Here is a 12566-nt window from a genome sequence, read left to right on the forward strand (position 1 = left end):
CGAATCTCCCGTATAATATTTTCTGGTTTAGACCTGATTATTGCAATGTATTGAATATTCGCGCAAGAACAAAGACCGATTAATTAACTGGTAGCGGTCGACGCGCCGCTGTGCAACGATTGGTTCGCACCGTTCGCGCTTCGCCGACACGCCGGAACGACAACCACGTTCAAGGAGGCAGCGCGTGGTCGGTACTCGGTCACGCCACCGTGTCCACCGCGACCGAACCCCCTCAGCCGGACACCGCCTCGACGCGATGGCTGCGTACCGCCTCGACGCGATGGCTGCGTACCGCCTCGACGCGATGGCTGCGTACCGCCTCGACGCGATGGCTGGGTTGCCAACTGAGGCTGGGGACTGCCAGCGTGACGGAACTGGCGTACGGAACAGGGGATGTGGACCGTTGCGAGGGCCTCGGCCGACCCTGGCAGTCAGCCCGTCAGGAGAGCGATTCGAGTGCCGCGACCGGGTCGACGAACCCCTTCCCGTGGTACTCCTTGCCCCCCGGTGCGTCGGCCGCGGTCTGCTCGAGCACGCGCTGGACCTGCTTGGGCTTCAGTCGTCCGTCGACAGCCGAGACGAGCGCGGCAACGCCAGCGACCTGCGGTGCCGCCATCGACGTTCCAGACATCCAGAAGTGCGTGTGAGCAGCCCCAGCGTAGTCGCCAGCGGCGTCGAACTGCGGGACGGACGCGGTGCTGAGGACGAGGTCGTAGAACCACCCCTGGGGGAACGCCGTATCGTAGTTACCGCCGGGCGCGCTCAGGTCGACGACGTTCGAGCCGTGGTTCGAATACGGCGCGGGCGTGTCCGGCCCGTCCTCCACCCCCGGGTCGCCGTGGTTGAACCCGATGGGGCCGGTCGCGGACACGGCGAGCGCGTCCGGCGCTTCCGCGGGTATCGAGACGACCGGCCCGTCGTACTTCAGGTTCGCGCCGTCGTTCCCCGTCGACGCGACGAGGAGCGTCCCGTTCCGGGTCGCGTACGACGTCGTCCGATGCAGGAACTGCGCGAGGAACCGACCGTACGCTGCCCGCGGAATCGGGTAACTGCCGAGGCTGACGTTCGCGACGTCGCACCCGGCGGACGCGCTGTACGCGATCGCCGCCATGATGCCGCCGAACGTCGCATCGCCGTCGTCGGCGAACACGCGACAGTCCACGAGCTCCGCGCCGGGAGCGGTGCCGACGGTCCCGAACTCGTTCTCGTCGTTCGCGGCGACGATGCCCGCGACGTGCGTCCCGTGGTAGCCGCCGGCGGCGTTCGCCGCGCCCTGCCCGTCGCCGGTGAAGTTCCGCGAGAGGTCCTCGTTCACGGCGTGCGCGAGGTCCGGGTGGGACGCTGCGACGCCCGTGTCGATGATGGCGACGCGCGCACCCTCGCCGCGCGTCGTCTCGTGCGCCGTCGGAACGCCCTGTGCTCGCTTGTCCCACTGGAGGCCGTAGAACGGTTCGTCGGTCGCGGACGCCGCGTGCTCGTCGACGCTCGCGGATTCCACCGCGCCATCCAACGCGAACGAGACGTCTGGTGCGTACTCGCCCGGTGCGCGCTTCGCGTCCCGTTCGCTCCCCTCGGCGACGACGTATCCGACCTCAGTGAGGTCGTGAACGACGGAGAGACCCGCTGCCTCCACGTCGCCCGCGGTCGTCCGGCCCTTCGTCCGGACGACGAACCGGTCGGTTCGTTCGGCGGCGGTGACGGTGACTCCCACCGAGAGCCCCCCGATCGCTGCACCCACAGCACGCAGCGCGCTTCGTCTGCTATACTCACCCATACAAGACGAACTATCCTGTTAGGTGTAAGTTGTTCGGGTGGGTTGCCATTATGGCCAACTAATGTTATCTTCTCGTGGTGTATATCTTAGAGAACGAAACCCGTTAGCGACACGTACGGTCCGCGTGGTGATTGACGCTGGGCGCAGGTCTCGTAACTCGTCGACGGCGACGCCAGCACGTTCGAGGACGTCGTTCGCAGCGCTCGACTACCTGGTGGGCTCGCCGTGGTCGCGTTCGTCGAGCTCCACGTCGAAGATGTCGACGAAGCGGTCGTGCGTCCCCTCGGCGACGGCGTCCCTGACGAGCGCGTACGCACCCGAGGCGTTCCGACGGCGGACGTTCGTGGCGACGCTGTCGAGGAAATTCCCGACGCTCGGGCGCTCCGCGTACATCAGCAGGACGTTCACGTTGTCGAACACCACCCAGCCCTCGCCGGGTTTCACGTGATTCATCCCTCGGTCGAAGCGCTCGTAGATGCCCGACAGGTCGTTCGGGTGAACCACGCTCGTCGTCCACAGCGGCCCGTCGTAGTCCACTGGCGACCCGGAGACGGGAACGAGCCCGACCGTGTTCGGGTCCCCGCCGCGTTCACGGATCAACTGCTCGACCTTCTGGGGCGACCGGGTCGTCGACACCACGAGCATGTTGTCGAACGCCTCGACGGGGACGCGCGACAGCGGGGATTCGAGCGACGGGGAGAGGACGAGCGCCTGCGTGCCCGAGGGCACGTCGAGGGCGTCCTCGGGCTCGCGTCGCGACGGGTCGCTAGTCGTCGGCATCGTCGAACCCCCCCGAACCCTCCGGTTCGGTCACTTCGAACTCGGTCGAGTCCGTTCTGATGAACTGTCTCGCGAAGTAGTAGATGCCGATGGTCGCCGCGACGGACGCCCCCAGGTTCATCAGGGCGGTGATCGCCGCCGACGACTCGAGGCCGGGCGCCAAGACGTCGTTGTCGATGAGGAGCCCGAGGAGGTTCGAGAGCGTCAGGAGGAAGAACCCGACGGCGATACCGACGAACCCCTCCGTGTACGCGACGTTCTGCGCGTACGCGTAGACCGGGTACGCGAGGAGGAGGCTGGCGGCGAGCAACGCCGCTATCTGGACGGCACCGAGGACTTGATAGGGATTGTTGAGGATGGCGTCGACGACCGTCATCAGAGGTCCCTCCGTTCGGTGAGGAGCATCGTCGCCTGGAACGCCGCGTAGACGCCCGCGATGACGCCGACGGAGAACACGACGGCGTATATCTCGGTCGCGTACGGGATCGAGAACAGGAAGAACGCCGCCCACGGCATGTTCACGACGAGCATGCACGCCATCACGACGGGAATCGGTTTCAGGACGCGATTGATGGGTGCGCCCCGGAACCCGCGGACGGCGATGAGCGAGAGGACGATGGCGGTGGCTTGCACGACGATGTTGAGGAGCGAGAACAACTGGACGAGTACCCAGTACCAGTCGGGGAACTCGGCCATCAGCGTTCACCCCCCGTGGTCGTCGCAGTCACTGCCGGAACGTTGCGCCGGGATTGGAAAACTCTTTGGGCGTGGAGAATTCTTCAGCTCGTTGAGATAGCGGCGGTCGGCCACTTCACCGGCGCCCGATGACGTTGGCCGAGAGGACTCAGTTCAGGATGGCGTCCACGTCGACGTGCGCGGTGACGAGTTCCTGCACGCGGTCGACGGTCCGTTCGTCGCGAGCGCGGCCCGAGCGGACGACAGCGTCTGCGCGCTCGACCGTCGTGAGCGTATCCGACTGCACCGACAGCACGGGCACGCCCTTCTCCGTGGCCTTCCCGAGGACCGCGCCCGGTGGGCGGTGCCCGCCGGTGAGGATGAGGCACTTCACGCCCGGCGCCTCGAGCGCGGCGGTGTGTATCTCGCTACGGTCACCGCCCGTGATGACGGCGGCGTCCTTCGTCCGGCGGAACTGCCTGAGCGCCTCGTCGCCGCTCATCGCGCCCACGGAGAACCGCTCGACGTACGCGTCCGTCGGCACGTCCGTCAACGTCGTCGCACCGAGTTCCTCCGCGAGGTCGCCGACGGTGACGCCCGCGAGGTCCTGGACGCGCGGCACGACGCCGTGCACGGGGACGCCGCGGCCCTCGAGGAACGGCAGGACGTCCGTCTCCAGTTCGTCGTACGCCTGGTCGGGGACGCCGTTGAACACGACGCCCGCGAGCCGGTCGCCGAACGACTCGGCGTACGCGAGCGCCGCGTCGACGTCCCACGGCTCCTCGTAGCTCGCGACGACGAGCACGCGCGCGTCCACGAGGTCGGCGACGTCCCGGTCGGTGAGCGAGATGACGCTCCCCGTTTCGGGACCGCCACCCCCTTCGAGGACGACGAGGTCGCGGTCCGCGGCGATGGCGTCGTACGCTTCCTTGACGCGGTCGGCGACGTCCTCGGCGTTCTCGCGGCCACGGACGGCTTGCTGGACGAACGTCGGCGAGTACACGACCGGTTCGAGTTCGTGCATCTCCTCGTCCAGGTCGAGGAGTTCGCGGGCGAGCATGGGGTCGGCGTCGAGGGTCTTCCCGACGTTCGACTCCAGTCGCGTGCCCTTCGGTTTCATGTACCCGACTGTCGCGCCCTCGCCGCTGTCCCGAGCGAGTCGTGCGAGCGCGAGCGCGATGCCGGTCTTCCCGATGCTATCCTCCGTGCCGGTGACGAGTAACGAGTCGGTCATAGTTCCTCCAGGTCGGTGGTGAGTCGCAGGTCGACGGCGGTCGCACCGTCGGGTTGCACGACGAGCGGGTTCACGTCCAGTTCGAGTATCGCGGGGAAGTCCGTCGCGAGCTGGCTGAGACGCTGCACGGTCTCGACGACAGCGTCCACGTCCACTGGCTCGCGGCCGCGCGCCCCTCGGAGGAGCGGCGCGGACTGTATCTCCTCGGTCATCTGCCGAGCTTCCGATTCGCCGACGGGGGCGACCCGGAGGCTCGTGTCCTCCATAACCTCGACGAAGATGCCGCCGAGACCGAACATGACGAGCGGCCCGAACTGCGGGTCGCGGTTCACGCCGACGATGGTCTCGACGGCGTCGTCCAGATCCACGAGCTCCTGGACCTGGACGCCGAGGACGTCCGCGTCCGGCTGGTAGTTCCGCGCTCGCGTGACGAGGTCCTCGTAGGCGTCGTAGACGTCGTTGAACTCCACGCCGACCTTCACGCCGCCGATGTCGGACTTGTGGAGGATGTCCGGGCTCACGATCTTCATCGCGACCGGGCCGTCGATGCCGCGAGCGACGTCCAGCGCCTCGTGCGGGCTGGTCGCGACCTCGCCAGTTGGCGTGTCGATGCCGTACGCGTCCAGTATCTCCATCGCCTCCACGCCGATGCGGTTCTCGCCGCTGTCGGCGGCCTCGGTGAGTATCTCTCGCACCCGCTCACGGTCGACGTCGAACTCGCGGGGCTGGTCGTACTCGCGCTCCCGTATCTCGCGGTAGTCGCTGAGTGCGTCCAGGCCCGACACGGCGCGTGCGGGGTCGAAGTAGTTCGGGATGCCGTGCTCGCTCATCGCGGCCGCGGGTGCCTCGGAGCGCTCGCCGCCCATGAGACACGAGACGACCGGGAGGTCGTGCTTCGCCTGAGTGTCGACGATCTCCTCGGCGAGGTCGTCGAAGCTCAGTATCGCGGTCGGCGCGGAGACGACGACAGCGGACCCGACGTTCGGGTCGCCGAGGACGGTGTCGAGCGTGCGCGCGAACCGCTCGACGTTCGCGTCCCCGATGATGTCGACTGGATTGAAGACGTTCGCGTTGTCCGGGAGGAACGACTGGAGTTCCTCGACGGTGTCGTCCGCGAACGACGCGAGTTCGAGGTCGGCGTCGCCGATGGCGTCGGTCGCGAGCACGCCCGGGCCGCCGGCGTTCGTGACGACGGCGACGCCGTCCGCGTCCGGGAGTGGCTGGTCGGCGAGGACGCGCGACCAGTCGAACAACTCCTCGACGCTGTCGGCGCGGAGCACGCCCGCTTGCTCCAGGCCGGCCTCGTAGGCGGCCTCGCTGCCCGCGATGGCGCCCGTGTGACTGGACGCGGCGTGCGCGCCGGCGTCCGTCCGCCCGGACTTCACGAGCACGACCGGGGTGTCGTCGGTGACCTCGCGCGCGGTGTCGACGAACTCCCGGCCTCGTTTGATGGACTCCAGGTACCCGATGACGACGTCCGTGTCGTCGTCGCCGCCCCAGTGGTCGACGAAGTCCGTCTCGTCGAGCACCGCCTTGTTCCCGAGCGACACGACGTCGCGGAACCCGATGCCTTCGTCGTTCGCCCAGTCCAGGACGGCGGTGATGAACGCCCCGGACTGACTCATGAACGAGATGTTCCCGGGCTGGGCCATCTCGGGGCCGAACGTCGCGTTCATGTCGACGCCGGTGTTCATCACGCCGAGACAGTTCGGGCCGACGAGGTCGATGTCGTACTCGGCGGCGACCTCGGCGAGCTCGCGCTCGCGAGTCGCGCCTTCACCGCCGGATTCACCGAACCCGGCCGTGATGACGACCGCCGCATCGACGCCCGCCTCGCCGGCGTCCCGCACCACCGGTACCGCGACCTGGGGCGGGACGACGACGACGGCGAGGTCCGTCGCGGGCGCGTCGGTGAGCGCGTCGTAGCACTCGTGCCCGAGCACCTCGTCGCGGTTCGGGTTCACCGCGATGACGTCCCCGACGAACCCCGAGTCGAGGTTCTCGAGGATGGCGCGACCCACGGACCCCTCGCGGTCCGTCGCCCCGACCACGGCGACGCGGTCCGGCGCGAACACAGCTGATAAGCGTCCCATCACTCGAACCGACGGCCGGCGCCCCGATAAAGGTGGGCGTCGCTGTCATCGGATGAGAATCACGCGGCGACGACGCGACCAGGTTCGAGGCGTCGGCCGCGTCACTCCGCGACGTCCAGAACCGTCGCTTCGGCGGTCGCCTCGATGGTATCGGGCGTGACGGGGAAGACGGCTTCCGGGGTGCCGGCGGCGGCCCACACGACCTCGTAGTCGGTGAGGGTCTCGTCGAGGTACGTCGGAACGCCCTCGATCTCGCCGTGGTGACAGAACGGCGGGACGCCGCCGATGGCGTACCCCGTGGCTTCGCGGACCTCGTCCGCGTCCGCCATCCGGACAGCGCTCTCGTCGACGCCGCGCTCGGCGGCGAGCTTCGCCATCGACACGCGGTTCGCGCCGCTCGTCACGACCACGACCGGGTCGTCGCCCGCCATCAGGACGATGCTGCTCGCGATCTGTGCGACGTCACAGCCGACCGCGTCCGCGGCATCTTCGGCGGTCTTCGTGCCCTCCGGGAACTCCGTCGTCTCCAGTTCCAGGCCGTGCTCCTCGCGAGCTCGCTTCGTGAAGTCGGCGGCGCGCTCGTGCATGCGAGGCTCGACTACCCGCCAGCGCATAAACGTGGGCGTGGAAGCGGATGCTGCCGGTCAGTCGTGGACGGCGACGTCGACCAGTCCAGGGTCGTCGGCGTCGAGGTCCCGGTGGACGTACTGCACGGGGTCGCGAGCGACCGCGAACGGCGCGACGGTGACGACGACGCGCCCGACGTCGGTGGTCGCGCGCAGGACGACGCCTTCGGCGGTGACGGCGACGTACGGCGGCGCAGGGACCGGGTCCGCGCGGAGGCTGCCGCCGGCGGCGTCGACGGCGGTCGCGAGCACAGCGGGCGCGGCGTCGAGCGTTCCGGTCTCCCGGAGCACGCGCTCGAACCGGTCGACGACCGCGCTCCGCGACGAGGCGTGGTCGCCGTCCCACGACGCCGCAGTGACGCGCCCGGCGGCGGCGACGGCGTCCAGGAAGTCGGCGTGCTCGCTGCGAACGCGGTCGCGGACCGTGCTCGCGGTCGTGTCGGCGTCGGTCACGTCCCCGACTCGCGTCCTGCGGCGCTTCAAGCTGACGACCGCCCGCGGGAGTCGTGCCGGCGTCGGCAGTGCCAAGTACGGCGTGGGTCAACGCGGCGGTATGGAGATCGTCGATTACGACCTGTACGAGGTCCCGCCGCGGTGGCTGTTCCTCCGCGTCGAGACCGACACCGGGCTCGTCGGGTGGGGCGAGCCCGTCGTCGAAGGCCGCGCGCACACCGTCCGCGCCGCCGTCGAGGAACTCATGGACGCCTACCTCGTGGGCGAGGACCCGCTGCCGGTCGAGGACCACTGGCAGACGATGTACCGCGGCGGGTTCTACCGCGGCGGCCCCGTCCTCATGAGCGCCATCGCGGGCATCGACCAGGCGCTCTGGGACATCCGCGGGAAGCACTTCGACGCGCCGGCGTACGAACTGCTGGGTGGACCCGTCCGCGAGAAGATACAGGTGTATCAGTGGGTCGGCGGTGACCGACCGGACGACGTCGCCGACGCCGCACGCGAGAAGGTGGATGCGGGCTACGACGCGCTGAAGATGAACGCGACCGCCGAACTCCGGCGCGTGGACTCGCCGAGCGCGGTCGACGACGCCGTCGAGCGCCTGCGGACGGTGCGCGAGGCCGTCGGGCGGGACGTCGACGTCGCCGTCGACTTCCACGGCCGCGTCTCGAAACCGATGGCGAAACGACTCGTCGCCGCGCTCGAACCGCACGAGCCGTTCTTCGTCGAGGAGCCCGTCCTCCCCGAGCACCTCGACGCGCTCCCCGCGATACAGGCGCAGACGTCGACGCCCATCGCGACGGGCGAACGCCTCTACACGCGCGGTGACTTCCGGGACGTCCTCGAAACCGGTGCGGTGGACGTCATCCAACCGGACCTGAGTCACGCCGGCGGCATCACGGAGGTCGCGAAGATAGCGTCGATGGCGGAGACGTACGACGTCGCGCTCGCCCCGCACTGTCCGCTCGGTCCAATCGCGCTCGCGGCGTGCGTCCAGGTCGACGCCGTCGCGCAGAACGCGCTCATCCAGGAGCAGAGCCTCGACATCCACTACAACGAGACCGCGGACGTCCTCGACTACCTCGCGGACCCGAGCGTGTTCGAGTTCGAGGACGGCTACCTGCCGCTCCCCGACGGCCCCGGGTTGGGCGTCGAGATAGACCGCGACGTCGTCGAGGACCGCGCGGGCGCCGTGGACTGGCACAACCCCGTGTGGCGACTGGAGGACGGGAGCGTGGCGGAATGGTGACCGCGACCTCGATCCATGGCGGTGATGCGGGCCGATTCACGAGGTAGCCCGCGGTCGTCTCGGCCCGCGAACGCTTTTCCCGCAGGCAGTCGACGACCGTGGCATGAACCGAACGTTCGCTGCGGGGGTCGCGCTCACTGCCGTCAGCGTCCTCGGGTACGTCGTCGGCGTGCTCGCGCCCTACCCGGGGCGCGCGTTCGCGCTCTCAGGGCTCATGGTCGGCATCACGGTCGCCGCGATCTCGACGGGTGAGGGCGCGTGATCCAGACGCACGTCCTCACGCCGGAGGGCGTCGAATCGCACGAGGACGTCGGCGAGGCGAAGGCCGCGACGGGGACGACGTGGGTTCGCGTCTCCGACGGCACCAGCGAGGAGATGCGCGCGGTCTGCGAGACGTTCGGCATCCACGACCTGGAACTGGAGGACGTCCGCCAGGGCGTCCGTCCGAAGGTCGAGGAGTTCGACGACCACGCGTTCGTGCTCGTCAAGAGCGTGCGCCTCCGCGGCGGCGACACGACGTTCGAGGAGGAACTCTCCGACCAGCCCGTCGGCGTGTTCCTCGGCGACGACTGGCTCGTCACGCTCTCGACCGCCACCCTCCCCGCGGTCGGTCGGGTCTGGGACGCGGCGACGCGCGAGGAGAAACGACTGCTCTCCCGCGGCCCGGACTTCCTCGCGTACCGCGTCCTGGACGCCCTCGTCGACGAGTACTTCGACGTCCTCGACGAGATCGAGACCGACATCGAAGCCGTCGAGGACGCGGTCGTCGGCGCGACCGGCATCGACACGCTCGAACGCATCAACAGCCTCCGCCGAGAGCTGCTCGCAACGCGACGGCTCCTCTGGCCGACGCGAGACGCGCTGTCGACGTTCGCGCGAGGAGACGTCGACGTGGTCGCCGACGAGAACGAGAAGTACTATCGCGACGTCCAGGACCACGTCGTCCAGCTCGTCGAACTCGTCGAGACGTACCGCGACCTCGTCACTGGCGCGCGCGACATCTACCTGAACTCGCTGTCGATGTCGACGAACGAGGTCATGAAGCGCCTGACGGTCGTCGCGACCATCATCCTCCCGTTGACGTTCGTCGTCGGCGTGTACGGCATGAACTTCGGCGGCGAGTCGCCGTACAACATGCCCGAGCTCGCGTGGACGTACGGCTATCCGGCAGTCCTGTTGGGGATGGCGGGCGTGACCATCGTCCTGGTCGCGTACTTCCGGCGCGAAGGCTGGCTGTAGACGTGCTCGCCGCTGCCGGCCCCCGCGAGCGCTGGACGTGCGACGTCGGTCGCGGACGCTGGACGTGCGACGTCGGCGCCGACCACGACCGCGCCTGGTCGCTTCTTGCGACTTAATCCTCGTCGTAGAATACTGAAAACTAATATGGGTCGAACCGCAACGTGTACGCGATGGCTGTTGTCGACCGACGCGGCTGTGACGGCTGTGGTCGCTCCCTCCCCGTCGAGGAGCTCGTCGCGGTGTCCCTCCCGGGCGACGAGCACGCCGTGTGCTGTCCGGACTGCCGCGAGCACGCGGAGTCGGTGGTCGACGACGAACCGACCGCGGTCGCCCGCCAGCGCGGCGAGTGCGAGGGCTGCGGGACGACCCGTCCGGTCGACGAGTTCGAGACGGTGAACGTGACGGACGGCGAGACGGTCGCGGTCTGCGAGGACTGCCGCGAGCACGCGGAGTCGATGTCGCGACGGACGAGCGTCGACGGGCACCGCGGGAGCTGTTCGGGGTGCGGGGAGCGCTTCGACGTGAACGACATGACCGCGGTCGAACTGGACGACGGGACGACCGTCGCGTGCTGCGAGGAGTGCGCGTCGTACGCTCGCGCCGCCGCTCGCACGACCCGCGACGACGCGGCCTTCGACGACGTGACCGACGCCACGGGGGCGGACGCGGGTCCCGCGGGCGACGGCGCCGGCGACGGTGGCAGCGTCGACGAGGTCGATGACCACGGCAGCGTCGACGATGCTGAAGGGGACGAGTGCGCTGAAGACGACCGCTCGAAGCACGGTCACGCAGCCGCCGTCGACGCGGACGACGACCGGTCGAACGACGTCGTGACGGCGGCCGACGCCGAGGAGACGGCGCTCGCGGAGACGCCGTCGATATGCGACCAGTGCGGTGATTGGGTGGACGTCGAGCTGTTCGAGGTGGTGACGGCTGCGGACCGCGTCGAGGAGTTCTGTCCGCCGTGCAAGGATCGGGCGCGCCGGAACGGCGTCGTCCGCGAGGTACGGATGCGGCGGTCCGAAGCGTACGCGGTCCTGGACGTCGACCCGGGTCGCGCCGAGGCGGTGGTCCGGGACGCGTACCTCTCGCGGATCAAGGAGGTGCATCCGGACCGCGAGGACGGGAGTCGCGAGGCGTTCCGGCGCGTCCAGCGGGCGTACGAACGACTGACGGACTGACGGCGAGTCAGTCGTCGGGGAGGGCACCGTCTTCGCGGTGGAGGAACCCGAACGTGCCGGCGTCGAAGAAGTACGAGGACTGGCAGGTCTTGCAGTCCTGGCGGACGGGCTGGTTGTGTTCGTGCATCCGCCAGAGGTCCTTCTGGCTGCGTTCGACCTCGATGGTGACGGTACCGTCGCAGCCGTCGAGACTACACGGGAATCGCAGGAACCAGTTCGGGACGGAGAGTGCGCCGAGTGGGGCGAGTGCGGCACGGAGCCGACAGACGAGGTTGAAGACGGTGACGGTGAGGTCGTCGCGCTGCAGTTCGACGCCTTCGGTGTCGGCGACGTACCCGCCGCGGTCGTCGGGCGACTCGTAGATGGGGAGGACGGGGACGCCTTTGGCGACCGCGTACCCGACCTCTTGGTTGAGCCACGCGTCGGTCGCGCCGTCCTCCGTGAACAGCGCGACGACGAGGTCCGCGTTCGCGATGCGGCCGCCGAGCTCGCTCCGCGAACGCCCGGATTCGAGCTCCTCCATCGCGACGTGCACGGTGAACGGGAAGTTCCGGATGGTCGAGAAGAGGTCCTGGGCGAGCGAGAGGTCCGCAGGCCCGTGGGTCACGTAGACCGTCTCGTCTATCATGCTGTCCGAATCGTGGCGGTCCCTAATATGTCTGTTCTCGACTGGTCGCATCGGCCGCAGTCAGTCGTGGCGTCGGCGGTGTTCTGGCTGCAGTCACTCGTGTAGTCGCCGGTGGCAGGTCGGGCAGAGGCTGACGTAGTTGTGTGCGTGCCGGTAGCCGGTGGCGTCGATGGGGACGATGGGGTGGACGTGGAGGGTGTCGCCGACGACGATGTGTTCGCGGACGCCGCAGCCGCGGCATCGGTGGTCGTCGCGGGCGCGGACGGTGTCGGCGTCGACGGCGTGGCCGTCGTGCGCGCAGCGGTCGAACGACCGGTCGTCGCCGGTGCTGTCGTCCACGTTGGTCGAGTCGTCGGTGCTCGGGGAGGCTGCGGTCGCCGCGGCCGCGTGACAGTCGTCGCAGAGCGTCACCTGATTCCGGCCGTCCACGGGCTCGTCTGGGACGAGTGCGTGGTCGTCGACGGCGGCGGCGAGATTGTCGCGCGCGCAGTTCTGGCAGGTGTCGCCGAGGACGAACTCGCGAGCGGCGCCGACGCTGCGGTCGTTGCGCGTTGCGGGGACGCGGTCGGTGGTCGCTCGCTTCAGTCGAGCGAGGACGTCCTGGGTCTGCATCGACTGAACGAACGACCCCATC

General features: G+C 68.9%; 14 protein-coding genes. 4 read left to right on the forward strand and 10 right to left on the reverse strand.

The window, feature by feature from the left end:
* Window positions 1-439: 439 nt before the first annotated feature.
* The 8 genes from ACZ48X_RS21630 to ACZ48X_RS21665 all read right to left on the reverse strand — a co-directional run bounded on the left by ACZ48X_RS21630 (window position 440) and on the right by ACZ48X_RS21665 (window position 7635).
* On the reverse strand, window positions 440-1774 hold the full coding sequence (locus ACZ48X_RS21630; protein ID WP_336350423.1) for a S8 family peptidase: 1335 nt from the start codon (window positions 1772-1774) through the stop codon (window positions 440-442).
* Window positions 1775-1981: 207 nt separating this feature from the next.
* Window positions 1982-2554 carry a DUF7504 family protein gene (locus ACZ48X_RS21635; RefSeq protein ID WP_336350422.1) on the reverse strand — a complete coding sequence of 191 codons (573 nt, stop codon included), beginning with the start codon at window positions 2552-2554 and terminating at the stop codon, window positions 1982-1984.
* Window positions 2541-2930, reverse strand: a complete 390-nt coding sequence (locus tag ACZ48X_RS21640; RefSeq protein ID WP_336350421.1) for a hypothetical protein — start codon at window positions 2928-2930, stop codon at window positions 2541-2543. Before ACZ48X_RS21640 ends, ACZ48X_RS21635 begins: the two co-directional genes overlap by 14 nt.
* A complete protein-coding gene (locus ACZ48X_RS21645; protein WP_336350420.1) occupies window positions 2930-3250 on the reverse strand; it encodes a hypothetical protein in 321 nt (106 codons plus the stop codon). The genes ACZ48X_RS21640 and ACZ48X_RS21645 overlap by 1 nt, the downstream gene beginning before the upstream one ends.
* 148 nt (window positions 3251-3398) lie before the next feature.
* The gene (locus ACZ48X_RS21650; RefSeq protein WP_336350419.1) at window positions 3399-4463 is read right to left on the reverse strand and encodes a phosphotransacetylase family protein; all 1065 of its coding nucleotides are present in this window, start codon (window positions 4461-4463) and stop codon (window positions 3399-3401) included.
* Window positions 4460-6556, reverse strand: coding sequence for an acetate--CoA ligase family protein (locus ACZ48X_RS21655; protein ID WP_336350418.1), 2097 nt, complete (start codon window positions 6554-6556; stop codon window positions 4460-4462). Before ACZ48X_RS21655 ends, ACZ48X_RS21650 begins: the two co-directional genes overlap by 4 nt.
* Window positions 6557-6657: 101 nt before the next feature.
* On the reverse strand, window positions 6658-7143 hold the full coding sequence (locus tag ACZ48X_RS21660; RefSeq protein ID WP_336350417.1) for a YbaK/EbsC family protein: 486 nt from the start codon (window positions 7141-7143) through the stop codon (window positions 6658-6660).
* 57 nt (window positions 7144-7200) lie between these two features.
* Entirely contained in the window at window positions 7201-7635 is a 435-nt protein-coding gene (locus ACZ48X_RS21665) for a DUF7988 family protein (protein WP_336350416.1), read from the reverse strand.
* A 100-nt stretch (window positions 7636-7735) separates the two neighbouring features.
* Between ACZ48X_RS21665 and dgoD the strand changes: the two genes are divergently transcribed.
* From dgoD to ACZ48X_RS21685, 4 genes are all read left to right on the forward strand, one after another.
* Window positions 7736-8884 (forward strand): galactonate dehydratase, encoded by a 1149-nt coding sequence (gene dgoD, locus ACZ48X_RS21670; protein ID WP_336350415.1) that lies wholly within the window; start codon window positions 7736-7738, stop codon window positions 8882-8884.
* 103 nt (window positions 8885-8987) lie between these two features.
* Window positions 8988-9146, forward strand: coding sequence for a hypothetical protein (locus tag ACZ48X_RS21675; protein ID WP_336350414.1), 159 nt, complete (start codon window positions 8988-8990; stop codon window positions 9144-9146).
* Window positions 9143-10123, forward strand: coding sequence for a magnesium/cobalt transporter CorA (corA, locus tag ACZ48X_RS21680; protein WP_336350413.1), 981 nt, complete (start codon window positions 9143-9145; stop codon window positions 10121-10123). The genes ACZ48X_RS21675 and corA overlap by 4 nt, the downstream gene beginning before the upstream one ends.
* Before the next feature lie 170 nt (window positions 10124-10293).
* Window positions 10294-11304 (forward strand): J domain-containing protein, encoded by a 1011-nt coding sequence (locus tag ACZ48X_RS21685; protein ID WP_336350412.1) that lies wholly within the window; start codon window positions 10294-10296, stop codon window positions 11302-11304.
* A 7-nt stretch (window positions 11305-11311) separates the two neighbouring features.
* Here the strand turns inward: ACZ48X_RS21685 and ACZ48X_RS21690 are convergent, their stop codons facing one another.
* The gene (locus tag ACZ48X_RS21690; RefSeq protein ID WP_336350411.1) at window positions 11312-11932 is read right to left on the reverse strand and encodes a hypothetical protein; all 621 of its coding nucleotides are present in this window, start codon (window positions 11930-11932) and stop codon (window positions 11312-11314) included.
* A 93-nt stretch (window positions 11933-12025) separates the two neighbouring features.
* The gene (locus tag ACZ48X_RS21695; RefSeq protein ID WP_336350410.1) at window positions 12026-12544 is read right to left on the reverse strand and encodes an HNH endonuclease; all 519 of its coding nucleotides are present in this window, start codon (window positions 12542-12544) and stop codon (window positions 12026-12028) included.
* Window positions 12545-12566 lie beyond the last annotated feature (22 nt).

This window comes from Halorubellus litoreus (assembly GCF_055378595.1).